We start from the raw sequence: 16,416 nt of genomic DNA, 5'->3' as shown, positions 1-16,416 counted from the left end.
GCGACGCTCCCCCCAATGGAGGTCATCCCATCACTCGTCCCGTCCTGTCGGCCGAAGCACTGGCCGGCGACCTGCACCGTACGACCCTGCCCGGTGGCCTGCGCGTGGTCAGCGAACGACTGGCCCACACCGCCGCCTTCAACCTGGGTTTCTTCGTCGGCGTCGGGTCACGCGGTGAGACCGATGCCCTGCACGGTGCCTCGCACATGCTCGAGCACGTGCTCTTCAAGGGAACCGAACGGCTGAGCGCCGAACAGATCTCCGCCTCGATCGAAGCCGTCGGCGGCGACCTGAACGCGTACACGGCCAAGGAGCACACCTGCTTCTACGCCCGCCTGCTCGCGGAGGACTCCCCGCGAGCCATCGAGGTGATGTCGGACATGCTCGCCCACTCGCTGATCCGGCCCCAGCACTTCCGTTCGGAGCGGACGGTCGTCCTGGAGGAGATCGCGATGGGAAACGACGATCCGGGCGACGTGGCACACGACATCACCGCCCGCCGCCTGTACGGCCCGAGCGGGCTCGCCCGGCCCGTCATCGGTTCGGTCGACAGCATCCGCGCCATGGAGCGCGACACGGTCGTGGACTACTGGCGCTCCCGCTACCGCGCCGACGACATCGTGGTCAGCGCCTCCGGCGCCGTCGACCACGACCAGTTGCTGGAGGCCCTGGCCCCCCTCGACCAGGCCCTGTCCGCGCGCCGGCCACCCCTGGAGGCCGCGGTCGGCGGGGCACCCGCGGTCGCCGAGCCCGGTGTGTTCGTCGCGACCCGCGACTTCGAGCAGCTCGAGGTCGTGATGTCGTGGCCCGGACCGGCCCTGCTCGATCCGCGCCGGTCGGCGCTCGACGTCCTGGTCACCGTCCTGGGCGGCGGCATGTCCGCCCGGCTGTTCGTCGAGGTCCGCGAGTCGCGGGGCCTGGCGTACACCATCGACGCCAGCGAGATCGCCTACACCGATGCCGGCCAGGTCAGCATCGAGTGGGCGTGTGCGCCCAGCCGGCTGCAGCCGATCATCGACGTGGTCCGCAGCGTGCTGGACGACGTCGTCGCGCACGGCATCACCGAGGAGGAACTGGCCCGGGCCAAGGGCCAGATCCGTGGCCAGACGCTGCTCGGACTGGAGTCGCCGGCCTCCCACATGTCCCGCAACGGGCGTACGTGGCTGCAGGACGACCCGCGCAGCGTCGCCGACATCATGGCCGAGGTGGCGGCGGTGACCCGCGAGGACGTGCACGCCCTTGCCGCGGAGCTCTTCACCGGCCGGCCGACCCTGGCAGTGGTCGGACCCTGGCAGGAGCACACGCCGGTCTCCCTCGGCTGACCTGCCCAACCCCTGCCCGGCATGGAACAATGACAGCCGGATCCCACACAAGGAGCAAGTATGACAACGGTGGCCGTTTTCGGGGCACGCGGGCGGATGGGCCGCGAGGTCGTGGCTGCGGTGGAGGCCGCACCGGACCTCGAGCTCGGAGCCGCGATCGACGCCGGGGACGACCGCGGGCCGGTGGCTGACGCGGACGTGGTGGTCGACTTCACCGTGCCCGACCAGGTGATGGACAACCTGCGCTGGGCGATCGGGCAGGGCGTGCACTGCGTCGTCGGCACCACCGGCTTCACCCCGGAGCGGCTCGACACCGTCCGCGGCTGGCTGGCCGAGGCGCCGGGGACGAACGCCATCATCGCCTCCAACTTCTCCGTCGGCGCGCTGCTGATGATGAAGTTCGCCGCCGAGGCCTCGCGCTTCTACGAGAGCGTGGAGGTGGTCGAGCTGCACCACCCGGACAAGGTCGACGCCCCCTCCGGGACCGCCGTCACCACCGCCAGGAAGATCGCCGCCGCCCGCGCGGCAGCCGGCGTTGGGCCCTCCCCCGATGCCACCGCCACCCAGCTCGACGGCGCCCGTGGGGCGGTCGTCGACGGGGTGCACGTGCACAGCGTGCGCCAGCGCGGCCTGTTCGCCCACCAGGAGGTCCTGCTGGGCAACCCCGGTGAGACGCTGACGATCCGCGAGGACTCGCTCTCGCGGACCTCGTACATGACCGGTGTCCTCGCCGCGGTGCGCGCCGTCGGGGACCGACCAGGCCTGACAGAGGGCATCGAGGACCTGCTGGGCATCTGACGCCCGTGTCCGAACGCCTGGTCTCCGTCACCCCGCAACTGGTCCGCCGTCTGCTGCGTTCGCAGCTGCCCCCGGAGTTGGCGTACCTGGCCGAGGCTCCGCTGGAGCTGCTCGGCCAGGGCTGGGACAGCGTGCTGTACAAGCTCGGCGACGCGCACGTCGTCCGCGTCCCCCAGCGCCGCGAGGGCGCCGAGCTCGCCGGCCACGAGATCGCCTGGGTGGAGGCCGCCTCTGCTCCGCTGCGTGCCCACGGAATCGAGGCGCCGATCCCGATCTTCACCGGGACCCCGGGCATGGTCCTGCCCTGGCCCTGGACGATCGTGCAGTGGATCCCCGGCAAGGACGTGAGCCAGCTCCCGATCACCGAGCGGGGCGGACTGGTCGCCCCGTTGGCACGGGCCCTGATGGCGATCCATCGCCCTGCGCCGCGGGAGGCCCCGCGCAACCCGTACCGCGGGGTGCCGCTCCGGGCGCGCGCCCGGGCCGTCAGCGACCGGTGGCCCTCGGTGGTGGACTGGCTCGGTGAGGAGCGGACCGCGTTCCTGCGGGCCGCGTGGGAGCGCAGTCTGCGCGCCCCGGTCTGGCCGGGCCCGCCGATGTGGGTGCACGGTGACGTCCACCCCGGCAACCTGCTGCAGGTGGAGGGTCGGCTGGTCGGGATCATCGACTTCGGCGACGTCGCCGCCGGTGACCCGGCCGTGGACCTGGCCGCCGCCTGGCTGACCTTCGACCGCGGGCAGCGCGAGGAGTTCTGGTCGATCATCGACGCCGAGGGGGCGTACGACCCGGCGATCCGGGAGCGCTCCGCCGGCTGGGCCGTGATGGTCTACACGGCGTTGATCGCCGACCCGATCACCCGGCGCAACTTCAGCAAGCTGATCGAGGGCATCCGCGACCAGCTCACGTGACCCGGTCGGCCGTCCCGACCGGCCCGGTCAGTCGGTCGTACGGACCCGCAGCCGCACCTGCTTGACGGTGAAGCCGCCGTCGTCGGAGGTGAACGACCGGGTCGCCCCGTCGGGTTCCCACCCGGCGGACTGCAGGAAGGCGCGCAGGGCGTCGTTGGTTGTCCGGACCCACCAGGTCGCGGTGGTGAAGCCGTCGTTGCGCAGGGTGTCGACGGCGGCGTTCATCAGCCGCGAGCCGTGGCCCTGGCGCCGGGCCACGGGATCGATGGCGAACTCCGCAACCATCCCGTCGCGCGGTGAGGCGTCCTCGTCATCGCTCGGCGCGGTTGCGGCGAACCCGACGACCCGCTCCCCCTCCAGGGCCACCAGCACCCGGCAGCCGGCCACCGGCGGCCGGGTGATCGCCTCGTTCCAGGCCTCGGCCATCGCGGCCAGGTCCGTGGCGGCCAGCAGCGCCTCGGCCTCGGCCGCCGACCATTCCTCCACCCAGACCCGGCGCTGGATCGGTGCGATGTCCGCGGCCTCGGCGGGCCATGCGGTGCGGACGGTCTGGAGCGGCGCGGATTGGGAGTTCACACCGTCAGGCTAGCCGGTCGGCTAGGCTGTCCCGGTGTCACCATCCGGCTTGAAGACTCCCCCCACCCTCGAAGCAGGCACCCTGCGTGTGATCCCGATGGGAGGTCTGGGCGACATCGGTCGCAACATGACCAGTTTCGAGATCGACGGCCAACTGCTCCTCGTCGACTGCGGAGTCCTGTTCCCCGAGGACGACCATCCCGGCGTCGACCTGCTGCTGCCGGCCTTCGAGATCATCCAGGACCGCATCAATGACGTCGCCGGCCTGGTCCTGACCCACGGCCACGAGGACCACATCGGCGCCGTCCCCTACCTGTTGCGCCAGCGCCCCGACCTGCCGCTGTACGGCAGCAAGCTCACCCTCGCCCTGGTCGAGGCGAAGCTGAAGGAGCACCGCCTCGCGCGCGGCGCCGTGCTGAAGGTCGTCGGCGACGAGACCCGCCTCACCGTCGGCAATTTCGACCTGGAGTTCATGGCGGTCAACCACTCCATCCCCGACGGCCTGGCCGTGGCGATCCGTACGGCCGGCGGCACCGTGCTGCACACCGGCGACTTCAAGATGGACCAGCTGCCCCTGGACGGCCGGATCACCGACCTGCGCCGCTTCGCCCGGCTCGGCGAGGAGGGCGTCGACCTGTTCATGGTGGACTCCACCAACGCGGAGACCCCCGGCTTCACCCCGCTGGAGAAGGACATCGCCCCGGCGATGGAGCGGGTGGTGGCGACCTCGGAGCAGATGATCATCGTCACCTGCTTCGCCTCGCACGTCCACCGGGTCCAGCAGGTCCTCGACGTGGCCCACCTGTACGAGCGCAAGGTCGTCTTCGTCGGGCGCTCGATGGTCCGCAACATGACGGTCGCCGCCGACCTGGGCTACCTGAACGTGCCCAAGGGGGTCCTGGTCGACCTCAAGGACATCGCCTCGGTGCCCCGGGAAGACCTGATCATCGTCTCCACCGGTTCCCAGGGCGAGCCGCTCTCGGCGCTGGCCCGGATGGCCAACCAGGAGCACCCGGTGATCCAACTGCGGCGCGGGGACACCGTCCTGCTCGCCTCCTCGCTCATCCCGGGCAACGAGAACGCCGTCTTCCGCGTCATCAACGGGCTGGCCAAGCTCGGGGCGCACGTGGTGCACAAGGGCAACGCCATGGTGCACGTCTCCGGCCACGCCAGCGCCGGCGAACTGCTCTACTGCTACAACATCGTCCGCCCCGCCAATGCGATGCCCGTGCACGGGGAGCCGCGCCACCTGATCGCCAACGCCGACCTGGCCGTCGCGACCGGCGTCCCGCGGGACCGTGCGCTGGTCTGCCAGGACGGCTCGGTCGTCGACGTGCGCGACCACCGGGCCTCGATCGTCGGCCAGGTCGATGCGCCCTACATCTTCGTGGACGGCACCACGGTCGGGGACATCTCCGAGAGCCAGCTGACCGACCGGAAGATCCTCGGCGAGGAGGGCTTCATCTCGATCATCGCCGTCGTCAACACCCGTTCGAACACCGTCGTCACCGGGCCGGACATCCACGCCCGTGGGTTCGCCGGGGACGACTCGGTCTTCGACGACATCCGGGCCGAGGTCGCCGAGGCTCTGCGGCAGGCGCTGGAACAGGACGTGGACGACCCGCACCGGCTGCAGCAGACCGTACGCCGCGTCGTCGGCCGCTGGGTCAACAAGCGGTACCGCAGCCGCCCGATGATCGTCCCGGTGATCATCGAGGCCTGAACCACCCCTCGGCAGCACCAGGGCCGGTCATCCCCGTGGGGTGACCGGCCCTTGTCGTTCGCTGCGGGCCGCCGCCCGAGGGGGCGGCCGGGGGTGCCTCAGCGCCCGGTCAGCTGCTGCCTGATCAGGTCGACGTCGTCGTTCATCTGCGTGATGAGCGCCTCGATCCCGTCGAACTTGATCTGGCCGCGGATCCGGCTGACGAACAGCACCCGGACCCGTACGTCGTACAACTCGAGGTCGGTGCGGTCCAGCACGTACGACTCGACGCGCAGGTCGGTGCCGTCGAAGGTGGGGTTGCGGCCGACGGAGATGGCGGCGGGCATCGGTGCCAGGTCCGGGCGGTCGATCTGCTCCAGCCAGCCGGCGTAGACGCCGTCGGCCGGAGCGGCGCGCTTGTCGGAGACGGTGAGGTTGGCTGTCGGGAAGCCCAGTTCGCGGCCGCGCCGGTCCCCGTGGACGACGGTGCCGGCGAAGCTGTAGGGACGCCCGAGCATCTGGGCGGCGGTATCGATGTCGCCCTCGGCCAGCGCCTCCCGGATCCTGGTGGAGGAGGTGCGCCCCGACCCGCCATGGGTGTGCAGGGGGCTGCGGACCAGGTCGATGGCCGTTACTTTGAAGTGCTCGCGGCCGAGCTCGCGCAGGGTGTCGACGGTGCCGGCGGCGGAGTGGCCGAAGCGGAAGTTCTGCCCGACCACGACCCGGGCCGGGGACAGCGGCAGCAGGATCGAGGAGACGAAGCTCTCGGGGCTCTGCTCGGAGAACTCCTTGGTGAACGGGACCACCTCGACCCGGTCGGCGCCCGCTGCCTGCAGCAGGGCGACCCGTTCGTCCAGGTCGCAGAGCAGCTTGGGCTCGTGGCCGGGTCGGACCACGCTGAGCGGATGTGGCCAGAAGGTCATCGCCACGACGGGCAGACCCGGTTCCAGCTCACGGGCGTGCTCCAGCACCGCCCGGTGCCCCAGGTGTACCCCGTCGAAATTGCCGATGACGACAACGCTCTCGCTCACACTTCTCCTCGTCGACCAGCGGAAGGATCCTCGTTGATGGTAGTCGTTCCCGGCCCCGCGGGCGGCCCGACATCCGTCCCGGGACGCCTCAACCGGTGGTGAACACGGCCTCGGGACGGGCATCGGGCCCGTCCTGGCGGTAGAGGGCCAGGAAGGTGCCGTCCGGGCCGTAGAGTGCCGCCAGCGGCGCGGGCAGCGCCAGCCCGGGCAGGCGCCGGCCGTAGCCCACCTCGCGGGCGGCAGCCTCGTCGAGCTCGAGCCAGGGGAAGGAGGACCGGACGGCGGTGTCGATGTCCAGGACGTCGATGGTGGCGTCCTGCTCGTCCCATCCGGGTAGGCGCTGGGCCACCGACAGGTCGAAGCCCCCCACCCGGGTACGGCGCAGTGCCGTGAGGTGGCCTCCGGTACCCAGGGCCTGGCCGAGGTCGCGGGCCAGCGCCCGGATGTAGGTGCCGGTGGTGCAGTCGACCCGGACGTCCAGGTCGACGACGGCCACCCCGTCGACAAGGCCGTCGCGGCGTTCCAGCACGTCGAACCTGCTGACGGTGACCGGGCGGGCGGGCAGTTCGACCTGTTCACCGGCCCGGACCCGGGCGTACGAGCGCTGGCCGTCGACCTTGATCGCCGAGACCGCCGAGGGTCGCTGCTCGATGTCGCCGGTCAGCGTGGCGACCTTGGCGGCGACCGCCTCGTCGTCCAGTCCGCCGGCCCCCGCGGCGGCGACCACGTCCCCCTCCGCATCATCGGTGACCGTCGACTGCCCGAGCCGGATCGTCGCCTCGTACGTCTTGTCGTGCAGCGCGAGGTGACCGAGCAGCCGGGTGGCCCGGTTGACACCGAGGATGAGCACCCCGGTGGCCATCGGGTCGAGGGTCCCGGCATGGCCGACCTTGCGGGTGCCGACCAGGCGGCGGACCCGGGAGACCACGTCGTGGGAGGTCATCCCGGCGGGCTTGTCGACCACGACCAGCCCCGAGGGGCCCTGGTTGCGCGGGGCGCCCACGGTCAGTCGCGCTCGAAGAGGTCGGAGGGGTCCGCGGGACCGGCCGGGTCGGCCTGGTCGTCGGTGTGGGCGGGGTCGTCCTCGTCCTCGCCCTCGTCCTCCTCGTCCTCCTCCTTGCGCCGGTAGGGATCGGCCTCCCCCGCGTATGCTGCGGCGGCCCGCTGTTCGGCGAGGGCGGCGTCGCCGGCCTGGGCGCGGGCGAGCAGGTCCTCGATACCGGCGGCCGACTCGGGCAGCGCATCGAGGATGAAGGTGATCGAGGGCGCGTGGCGCAGGCCGAGCTGCTTGCCGACGGTGGACCGGATCAGGCCGGTGGCGGACGCGAGCGCCGCAGCGGAACCGGCGCGGGCCCCGTCGTCGCCGTAGACGGTGTAGAAGACGGTGGCCTCGCGGGTGTCGCCGGTGAGGCGCACGTCGGTGATGGTCACGAAGCCGAGGCGCGGATCCTTGATCCGCTTCTCCAGCATCTGGGCGACGATCGACTTGATCTGGTCGGCCAGCTTGAGCACGCGCGGGTTGGGCATGCCACATCCTTTCAATTACTGGGGACGCATGAGGGGCGGGGGTCCCATCGGGCCGAGGCCCTCGGGGCCCCGCCCCTCACACACATGTCGTACGCGCTACCCGGTGGCCCCGCAGGGCCACCGGACCACGTCCCTGGGGACGCGGATCAGGCGCGCGGCTTCTCCCGCATCTCGTAGGTCTCGATGATGTCATCGACCCGTACGTCGGAGAAGTTGGAGAGCGTGATGCCGCACTCGAAGCCCTCGCGGACCTCGGTGGCGTCATCCTTCTCGCGCCGCAGGGTGTTGATCTCCGTGTCGGCCACCACGACGCCGTCACGCAGCACGCGTGCCTTCGCATGGCGCCGCATGATGCCGCTCTGGACCATGACACCGGAGATGGTGCCGGCCTTGGAGGACTTGAAGATCTGGCGGATCTCCGCCTGACCGAGCACGACCTCCTCGAAGATCGGCTTGAGCATGCCCTTGAGCGCAGCCTCCACCTCGTCGATCGCCTGGTAGATGATCGAGTAGTAGCGGATGTCGACGTTCTCCTGGTCGGCGAGCTGGGTCGCCTTCCCCTGGGCACGCACGTTGTAGCCGATGATGACAGCGCCGGAGGCCGACGCCAGCGTGACGTTGGTCTCGGTGATGGCACCGACACCGCGGTCGATGATGCGCACCGAGATGTCCTCGCCGACGTCGATCTTGAGCAGGGCGTCCTCCAGGGCCTCGACCGAACCGGCCGAATCGCCCTTGAGGATGAGGGCCAGTTCCTGGACCTCGCCCTTCTCCATCTGCTCGAAGATCTGGTCGAGCGTCTTGCGACGCGCGCCCCGGGCCTGCTGTGCGGCACGCTGGCGCGCCTCACGCTGCTCGGCGATCTGTCGGGCCTTGCGATCGTCCTCGACGGCCAGGAAGGTGTCACCCGCACCGGGCACGGCGGTCAGACCGAGCACCTGGACCGGCATCGACGGCGGGGCCTCGTCCACGAGCTCGCCGTTGCTGGCAATCATCGCCCGGACGCGGCCGTGGGCCGCACCACACACGACGGAGTCCCCGACGCGCAGGGTTCCGCGCTGGACCAGCACCGAGATGACCGGGCCGCGGCCCTTGTCGAGGTGCGCCTCGATGGAGACACCCTGGGCGGGCATGTCCGGGTTGGCGCGCAGGTCGAGCGATGCATCCGCCGTCAGCACGATGGCCTCCAGCAGCTCGTCCAGACCCTCACCGGTCACCGCGGACACGTTGACGAACATGGTGTCGCCGCCGTACTCCTCGGGGACCAGGCCGTACTCGGTCAGCTGGCCGCGGACCTTGGTCGGGTCGGCCGCCGGCTTGTCGATCTTGTTGACCGCGACCACGACCGGGACATCGGCCGCCAGGGCGTGGTTCAACGCCTCGATCGTCTGCGGCATCACACCGTCGTCGGCAGCCACCACGAGAACCGCGATGTCGGTCGACTTGGCACCACGGGCACGCATGGCGGTGAACGCCTCGTGACCGGGGGTGTCGATGAAGGTGATCTTCCGCTCGCGATCGTCGACCTCGGTCGCGACCTGGTAGGCACCGATGCTCTGCGTGATGCCACCGGCCTCCTTGGCCACCACGTTGGAGTGGCGGTAGGCGTCCAGCAGCTTCGTCTTGCCATGGTCGACGTGACCCATGACGGTGACGACCGGCGGGCGGGCCTCGAGGTCCTCCTCGCCGCCCTCGTTCTCGCCGTACTCGATGTCGAAGGACTCCAGCAGCTCACGGTCCTCGTCCTCGGGCGAAACGACCTGGATGTTGTAGTCCAGTTCGGCACCGAGCAGCTGCAGGGTCTCGTCAGAGACCGACTGGGTGGCGGTCACCATCTCGCCGAGCGAGAAGAGCACCTGCACCAGGGCTGCCGGATCCACACCGATCTTCTCGGCGAGGTCGGACAGCGACGCGCCACGACGAAGTCGGACGCTGGCGCCGTCACCCTTGCGGATGCGCACACCGCCGATCGACGGTGCCTCCATCTCGTCGAATTCCTGGCGACGCTGCTTCTTGGACTTCCGTCCGCGACGCGACGGGCCACCGGGGCGACCGAAGGCGCCCTGGGTGCCACCGCGACCGCGGCCACCGCCGCGACCCGCCGGACCCGTGCTCGGGCCGGCCGAGGGACCGCCGAAGCCACCGGCACGCCCGGGGCCACCCGGACCACCGGTACGACCACGACCGCCACCACCGGGGCCCCCACGCCGTCCGCCCGGACCTGCCGGGGCGAGCTGGGTGGAGTGGTGCTTGGGCATCATGGCCGGGTTCGGACGCGGCATGCCTGCCGGCGAAGGACCGCCGGGACGGGCACTGGCCGGACGCGGACCACCCGGGTGCTGACCCGGTGCCGGACGACCGCCGGTCTCGGGACGACCACCCTCGGGACGCGGACGACGCTGCTGCGTGCCCATGCCCTGGGAGGAGGCGAACGGGTTGTTGCCCGGACGCGGGCCACTACGGCGTGCGCCGGGGGCCGGCGCAGAACCGGCGGGGCCGGGCTTGGGAGCGCCCGGACGCGGGCCCGGACGTGCTCCGGGGACACCGGGACGGGGCGCACCCGTGCCCGTGCCAGTGGCACCGGGGGTACCGGGCGCGCCGGGGCGACCGGCGGCCGGACGGGGTGCACCGGGGCGGGGTGCCGCACCCGGACGCGGGGCAGCAGCCGGACGCGGTCCGGGCTGCGGTGCCGGCGCGGACCCGGTCGGTCGGGGACCGGCGGGACGCGGGGCGGCGGGGCGGGTCGGCTGCTCGGCCTGCGGACGCACGGGGGCCTCATCGGCCGGCTGCGGACGCGCGGGGGCCTCATCGGCCACCTGCGGACGCGCAGGAGCCTCCTCGGTCACCGCGAGACGTGCGGGCGACTCGTCGCTCACCTGGGGACGCGGGCCGGGGCGGACGCCGCGCTCAGGACGCGGGGTCGGTGCCGGGGCTGCGGGGGCCTGCGCGGGCGCAGGCATCTGGGGCGCCGGGGTCGGCGCCTGCGGGGTCTGCTCAACGGTCTCCACCGGTGCGGCGGGTGCCGCAGGGCGAGGAGCCGCGGGACGCGGTCCCGGCCGGGGTGCCGGCTTCGGGGCAACCGAACCGCCCATCTTCTCCTTCAGTCGTCGCACGACGGGAGCCTCGATGGTCGACGACGCCGACCGTACGAACTCACCCATGTCGTTGAGGGTCTTCAGGACTTCCTTGCTCTCGACGCCAAGCTCTTTAGCGAGCTCGTAGACTCGGACCTTTGCCACTACTCTCCTCTGCGGTCCGGGTCAGTCGAGCCGGACCAGCTAGTTGCCGTGCATGCTCATTGATGAGTACTCATCGAGTGGTCATGAGCGCTTGCCCACTTTCTGGTTCCGCCCGGTCGGTCGACCGGGTGTCGTAACTCACAGTTGTCCGGGTGAGGCGTGATGGCCCTCGGAGACGGCAGCCTTCGACTGAACAGAGGCCAAAAGGGAGGCCACCTGCTCACCGTCGACATCGGGGACTCGCAGAGCTCGTCCCACGGCTCGGCGCCGCATCGCCAGGTCACAACAGTGGGGGTCGGGGTGCACCCATGCACCCCGTCCCTGGGCTGTCCCGCTGGGGTCCACGGCCACGCTCAGCTCCGTACGATCCCAGACAAGGCGCACCAGTCCGGACTTGGTGGACCGACCTCGGCATCCGATACACGTACGTTCAGGTACATGAGCGGACAAAGGACGGGCCACCGTCGAAGTTTAGCGGACTGTGGCCGCAGGGACGAATCGTCCTGCCGATTCCTTGCCTCGCTTGGTGGATCCGCGCACTTCCACGCCCGGCCCGAGGAACCCTCGCGGGTCACGTCCGTCCCTGCCGGCCACGCCGGGGAATCGCGGGGACCGGCCAATATCCGACAATGCTCCCGGTCCGGCCGATAGGCTCCTTGGCATGCAACGAGCCGAAGCGACGGGCCTGCTCAGACGAGCGGGCCTGCGCGTGACGGCTCCCCGGGTGGGGGTGCTCCTGGAGCTGGCCGATTCGCCGCACGCGGACGTCGACGGGGTCCGCCGCGGTGTGCTCGGCCGGTTGGGCAGTGTCTCCACCCAGACCATCTACGACGTCCTGCACATCCTGGAGGACTCGTCCCTCGTACGTCGTCTCGACACCGTCTCGGGTCGGGCCAGGTACGAACTCGAGACCGGCGACCACCACGAACACCTGGTCTGCCGCGGGTGCAACGCGATCTCCGATGTCCGTTGCGCCACCGGCCCGGCCGCCGTACCGATGCCCGAGGACACCCAGGGGTACCTCGTCCTGCAGACGGAGATCCAGTACGTCGGGCTCTGCCCGCGATGCCAGGAACCGGCTGCCCGCCGAGCCCCCACGCCACGATGAACGAGGAGAACCCATGACCGACAGTCCACTCACCCCCCTCTCCCCCACCGGCCCTTCCACCGAGACCAGCGGGGCACCCACCTTCAGCGACGCCCACTCCCTGACCGTCGGCCCCGACGGCCCGATCGTCCTGCACGACGTCCACCTGGTCGAGACCCTCGCGCACTTCAACCGCGAGCGGGTGCCGGAGCGGTCCCCCCATGCCAAGGGCAGCGGCGCCTTCGGCGAGTTCGTCACCACCGAGGACGTGACCCGGTACACGAAGGCCGCACTCTTCCAGCCGGGCGCGAAGACCCGGATGCTGGCACGTTTCTCCACCGTCGCGGGCGAGCAGGGCAGTCCGGACACCTGGCGTGACGTCCGTGGTTTCTCGCTGCGCTTCTACACCACCGAGGGCAACTTCGACATGGTCGGCAACAACACCCCGGTGTTCTTCGTCCGTGACGCCATGAAGTTCCCGCACTTCATCCGCTCGCAGAAGCGGCTGCCCGACTCGGGCCTGCGCTCGGCCGAGATGCAGTGGGACTTCTGGACGCTGTCCCCCGAGTCGGCGCACCAGGTCGCCTACCTGATGGGCGACCGCGGGCTGCCCCGCTCGTGGCGCCACATGAACGGCTACTCCTCGCACACCTACATGTGGGTGAATGCGCAGGGCGAGAAGTTCTGGGTCAAGTACCACTTCCACACCGACCAGGGGGTGCAGAACCTGACCAACGAGCAGGCCGGCGAGCTCGCCGGCAAGGACGCGGACTTCCATCGTCGTGACCTGTACGACGCGATCGACCGCGGCGAGTTCCCGTCCTGGACCCTGTCGATGCAGGTGATGCCGTACGCAGAGGCCGCCGACTACCGGTTCAACCCCTTCGACCTCACCAAGGTGTGGTCGCACCGGGACTACCCCCTGATCAAGGTCGGCACGATGACCCTGAACGAGAACCCGTCCAACTTCTTCGCCCAGATCGACCAGGCCGCGTTCGCGCCGTCGAACCTGGTCCCGGGCACGGGTATCTCGCCGGACCGGATGCTGCTGGCCCGCGTCTTCGCGTACGCCGACGCCCATCGGGCCCGGATCGGCACCAACTTCCACCAGTTGCCCGTCAACCAGCCGCTCAACGGCACCGGGAACACCTTCCTGGACCAGGGCCACATGCAGTACCAGCAGTACGGCGCGGCGCCGGTCTACGCGCCGAACTCCAAGGGCCGGCCCTGGGCCGAGCAGCAAGGTCCGGTCGACAACGGCTGGGAGGTCGACGGTGAGCTGGTCCGCAGTGCTGCGACGCTGCACGCCGAGGACGACGACTTCGGCCAGGCCCACACCCTGGTCCGGGACGTCTTCACCGACGCCCAGCGCGAGCGCCTGGTCGAGACGGTCGCCGGCAGCCTGGTCGACGTCGACGAGCCGGTGCTGTCGCGCGTCTTCGAGTACTGGCGCAACATCGATGACCAGGTCGGGGCGGCGATCGAGGAGGCCCACAGCCAGGGCCAGGTGGACCAGGTCCCCGGCAGCGACCCGATCGCGGAGGACCAGATCCTGAAGGGCTGATCCGCCGCCGGACGTCCGAGGGGGCGGGGGAGCAACTGCTGCTCCCCCGCCCCCTCGGCCGTCCGGGCGACTGTCCCGGGTGGCCGTCCCCGGCAGTGCCTGGCGGATGCCGGACCTCAGTCCCGCGGGGCCTCGGTGTCGGAGTGGATGTCGATCCGCCAGCCGGTGAGCCGGGCCGCGAGGCGCGCGTTCTGTCCCTCGCGACCGATCGCCAGGGACAACTGGTAGTCCGGCACCACGACGCGGGCGGCACGGGCGGCCGGGTCGACGACGGTGACCGAGGCGACCTTGGCCGGGGAGAGGGCATTGCCGACGAAGGCGGCCGGGTCCTCCGACCAGTCGATGATGTCGATCTTCTCCTCGTTCAGCTCGTGCATGACGGCGCGGACGCGCTGTCCCATCGGGCCGATGCAGGCGCCCTTGGCCGAGACGTCCGGGCGCTTGGAGACGACGGCGAGCTTGGTCCGGTGCCCGGCCTCGCGGGCCAGGGCCTTGATCTCCACCACGCCCTGCTCGATCTCGGGCACCTCGCGCTCGAAGAGCTTCTGCACCAGCTGCGGGTGGGTGCGCGAGACGACGACCTGGGGCCCGCGCAGGTCCTTGCGGACCGCGACGACGTAGACGCGCAGGCGCGTGCCGTGCTTGTACTCCTCGCCCGGGACCTGCTCGGCAGGAGGCATGATCGCCTCGATGTCTCCCAGGTCGACGCGGACGACCCGGTTGTCCCGGTCCTGCTGGACGGTGCCCATCACGACGTCGCCCTCGATCGCCGCGAAGGTGCCGTACTTCTTCTCGTCCTCGGCGTCGCGGATCCGCTGGATGATCACCTGGCGGGCGGTCGAGGCGGCGATCCGGCCGAAGCCGGCCGGGGTGTCGTCGTACTCGCCGACGACGACGCCCTCCTCGTTCTTCTCCGGGGCGAGCACCGCGACCTTGCCGGACTTGCGGTCCAGCACCACCCGGGCGCCGGGGACCGGCGACTCCGTCTTGTGGTACGCGGTCAGCAGCGCCTCCTCCAGCGCCGAGACCAGCACCCCGAGGGGGATCTCCTTGTCGCGCTCGATCGCACGCAGCGCAGCCATGTCGACGTCCATGATCAGTCCTCTTCCTCGTCCTGGCGCTTCATCTCGACCTGGACGCGTGCCTTGGTGATGTCGGTGTACTCGCAGCGGCGCTCGACCGTGACACCCTTGCCCGGCCTGGGGTCCTCGGGCTCGATCACCAGGTCGACCCCGGAGTCGTCACTGGAGACGATCCGGGCGACGAAGGTCTCGCCGCCGGCGAGGGTGACCTTGACCAGGCGGCCCTGGTTGCGGCGCCAGTGGCGCGGCAGGGAGAGCGGGCGGTTCACCCCGCGTGACGAGACCTCGAGGGTGTAGGCGCCGGCGCCGGTCACGTCGGAGGCGTCCAGCGCCTCCGACAGCTCGCGGGAGGCCGTGGCGATGTCGTCGATCAGTGGGCCCCGACCCTGGGGGCCGTCGCCGTCCACGGTGATCCGCAGGACGGTGCGCTTGCCGACCGGGATGATGTCCAGCACGTCGAGCTCCAGCTCATGGCGCGCCAGCACAGGTTCGATGATCTCGACGAGTCGCTGTTCGTTCATGGGGGCTCCTCGATCCGATTGTGTGATGCGGTTGTCGGGTCGCACCGAGGGCGTGGCCCCGACGTCATCGCCGTCCCCCGTGGAGCGGGAGCGCGACCCGTGCAGGCCAGCATACCCGTGCGCTAGCGTTTGCTCCGTGTTGACTCGGCGGGGGTTCCTGGGCGCAGCGGCCCTCGGTGTCATGGCCGGGGCCTCCGGCTGCGTACGGCGCGACCCCACGGTCGCCGCCGGAGAGGTGGCGACGGGAACGGCCACGCCTCCCCCACCGGCACCGGACCTGGCCCGACACGCCGCCGCCCAGGCCGCGCTGGCCTCCGCCGCAGCGGCCGGCACGGCGGGGAGCAATCGTCTCGGCGCCTTCCGGCTACGGGCCGCGCACGACCTCGCCGCCCAGGCCGAGCTCCTCGCCCCGGGGACCGCCTCCCCGGGTGCGCCCGGCGACTTCGCCACGGCTGCCCGCGCTGCCGCGGCCGACCTCCTGGCCGCCCCTGCCCGCGGAACGACGGCCGCCCGGCTGGCCTCGGCCGGCGCGTACGCCGGAGCGGTCGGGGCGCTGGCCTCCACCGATGCCCCGCGGACGCCCACCGAGGCAGCCTCCGCCGACACGGTCCCGGCCGGCGGGGACGCCGAGGCGATGACCGGACTGCTGCTCCAGCTGTACCCCGCCGTCTACGCCCTGGAGACCGCGCTGGCACTGGCCACCGCCGACGATGCCGGCTGGATCCGTACGACCCTGGACGCGCACGTGACCGCCCGGCAGGAGCTCCTGGCCGAGCTGGCACGTCGCTCGCTGCGGGCCCCGGTCGCCGAGGTGGCGTACGACGTGGGCGAGCCGGCGGGCCCGGAGGATGCGATCCGACTGGTCGCCCGCGTCGAGGCGTCGGTCCTGCCCGCCGCCTGCCGCCTGGTCAGGGCGACGGTCGAGGAGCGGCTCCGCGCCCTGGGCGCCACCGTGCTGCACGACGCCACCGTCGCGACAGCGCTTGCGGGTGGCGCGCTGCCGACCTGGCCGGGCTGGGCCTGACCGGAACGGATCGGGGTCGGACCGGGCCGTGCGTA

General features: G+C 71.2%; 15 protein-coding genes. 7 read left to right on the top strand and 8 right to left on the bottom strand.

Features of this window, described 5'->3' with window-relative positions; genetic code table 11:
* Positions 1-104: 104 nt before the first annotated feature.
* The 3 genes from GA0111570_RS12245 to GA0111570_RS12235 are packed head-to-tail and all read left to right on the top strand — an operon-like array spanning position 105 to position 3,028.
* A complete protein-coding gene (locus GA0111570_RS12245) occupies positions 105-1,322 on the top strand; it encodes a M16 family metallopeptidase (RefSeq protein ID WP_092611569.1) in 1,218 nt (405 codons plus the stop codon).
* A gap of 60 nt (positions 1,323-1,382) precedes the next feature.
* Complete coding sequence (gene dapB, locus GA0111570_RS12240) at positions 1,383-2,120, top strand: 4-hydroxy-tetrahydrodipicolinate reductase (RefSeq protein WP_092611566.1); 738 nt, start codon at positions 1,383-1,385, stop codon at positions 2,118-2,120.
* Positions 2,121-2,125: 5 nt separating this feature from the next.
* Complete coding sequence (locus tag GA0111570_RS12235) at positions 2,126-3,028, top strand: aminoglycoside phosphotransferase family protein (protein ID WP_175557476.1); 903 nt, start codon at positions 2,126-2,128, stop codon at positions 3,026-3,028.
* A 27-nt stretch (positions 3,029-3,055) separates the two neighbouring features.
* Here GA0111570_RS12235 and GA0111570_RS12230 read toward each other — a convergent pair whose 3' ends face one another.
* Entirely contained in the window at positions 3,056-3,604 is a 549-nt protein-coding gene (locus GA0111570_RS12230; protein ID WP_175557475.1) for a GNAT family N-acetyltransferase, read from the bottom strand.
* A gap of 97 nt (positions 3,605-3,701) precedes the next feature.
* Between GA0111570_RS12230 and GA0111570_RS12225 the strand changes: the two genes are divergently transcribed.
* Entirely contained in the window at positions 3,702-5,327 is a 1,626-nt protein-coding gene (locus tag GA0111570_RS12225; protein ID WP_092611847.1) for a ribonuclease J, read from the top strand.
* A 98-nt stretch (positions 5,328-5,425) separates the two neighbouring features.
* On the opposite strand, the gene GA0111570_RS12220 is transcribed toward GA0111570_RS12225, so the two are convergent.
* The 5 genes from GA0111570_RS12220 to GA0111570_RS18435 form a co-directional block, all read right to left on the bottom strand.
* Positions 5,426-6,337 carry a bifunctional riboflavin kinase/FAD synthetase gene (locus tag GA0111570_RS12220; RefSeq protein ID WP_245703185.1) on the bottom strand — a complete coding sequence of 304 codons (912 nt, stop codon included), beginning with the start codon at positions 6,335-6,337 and terminating at the stop codon, positions 5,426-5,428.
* A gap of 88 nt (positions 6,338-6,425) precedes the next feature.
* Positions 6,426-7,340, bottom strand: a complete 915-nt coding sequence (gene truB, locus GA0111570_RS12215; RefSeq protein ID WP_281245208.1) for a tRNA pseudouridine(55) synthase TruB — start codon at positions 7,338-7,340, stop codon at positions 6,426-6,428.
* 2 nt (positions 7,341-7,342) lie between these two features.
* Complete coding sequence (rbfA, locus tag GA0111570_RS12210; RefSeq protein ID WP_092611557.1) at positions 7,343-7,864, bottom strand: 30S ribosome-binding factor RbfA; 522 nt, start codon at positions 7,862-7,864, stop codon at positions 7,343-7,345.
* Positions 7,865-8,010: 146 nt separating this feature from the next.
* Positions 8,011-11,103 carry a translation initiation factor IF-2 gene (gene infB, locus GA0111570_RS12205; protein ID WP_092611554.1) on the bottom strand — a complete coding sequence of 1,031 codons (3,093 nt, stop codon included), beginning with the start codon at positions 11,101-11,103 and terminating at the stop codon, positions 8,011-8,013.
* 138 nt (positions 11,104-11,241) lie between these two features.
* Positions 11,242-11,565, bottom strand: a complete 324-nt coding sequence (locus GA0111570_RS18435; RefSeq protein ID WP_217634147.1) for a YlxR family protein — start codon at positions 11,563-11,565, stop codon at positions 11,242-11,244.
* A gap of 199 nt (positions 11,566-11,764) precedes the next feature.
* Here GA0111570_RS18435 and GA0111570_RS12195 point away from each other — a divergent pair, with 199 nt between their 5' ends.
* Positions 11,765-12,211, top strand: a complete 447-nt coding sequence (locus tag GA0111570_RS12195) for a Fur family transcriptional regulator (RefSeq protein ID WP_092611548.1) — start codon at positions 11,765-11,767, stop codon at positions 12,209-12,211.
* Between the two features lie 13 nt (positions 12,212-12,224).
* Positions 12,225-13,754, top strand: coding sequence for a catalase (locus GA0111570_RS12190; protein WP_092611545.1), 1,530 nt, complete (start codon positions 12,225-12,227; stop codon positions 13,752-13,754).
* 116 nt (positions 13,755-13,870) lie between these two features.
* On the opposite strand, the gene nusA is transcribed toward GA0111570_RS12190, so the two are convergent.
* Both nusA and rimP read right to left on the bottom strand, forming a co-directional pair.
* Positions 13,871-14,848: a transcription termination factor NusA gene (gene nusA, locus GA0111570_RS12185; protein WP_092611542.1), complete on the bottom strand. Its 978-nt coding sequence runs from the start codon at positions 14,846-14,848 to the stop codon at positions 13,871-13,873.
* 2 nt (positions 14,849-14,850) lie between these two features.
* Positions 14,851-15,357, bottom strand: coding sequence for a ribosome maturation factor RimP (rimP, locus tag GA0111570_RS12180; protein WP_092611539.1), 507 nt, complete (start codon positions 15,355-15,357; stop codon positions 14,851-14,853).
* Positions 15,358-15,493: 136 nt separating this feature from the next.
* On the opposite strand from rimP, the gene GA0111570_RS12175 reads away from it, so the two are divergent.
* Positions 15,494-16,381, top strand: a complete 888-nt coding sequence (locus tag GA0111570_RS12175) for a DUF4439 domain-containing protein (RefSeq protein ID WP_139283234.1) — start codon at positions 15,494-15,496, stop codon at positions 16,379-16,381.
* The last annotated feature ends 35 nt before the right edge of the window (positions 16,382-16,416 follow it).

Origin of the sequence: Raineyella antarctica (genome assembly GCF_900092135.1) — a bacterium.
In the GTDB taxonomy this organism is placed as follows: Bacteria; Actinomycetota; Actinomycetes; order Propionibacteriales; family Propionibacteriaceae; genus Raineyella; species Raineyella antarctica.
Note: the sequence above shows the minus strand (reverse complement) of the source record. Positions and strands in the feature narration are given on the sequence as shown.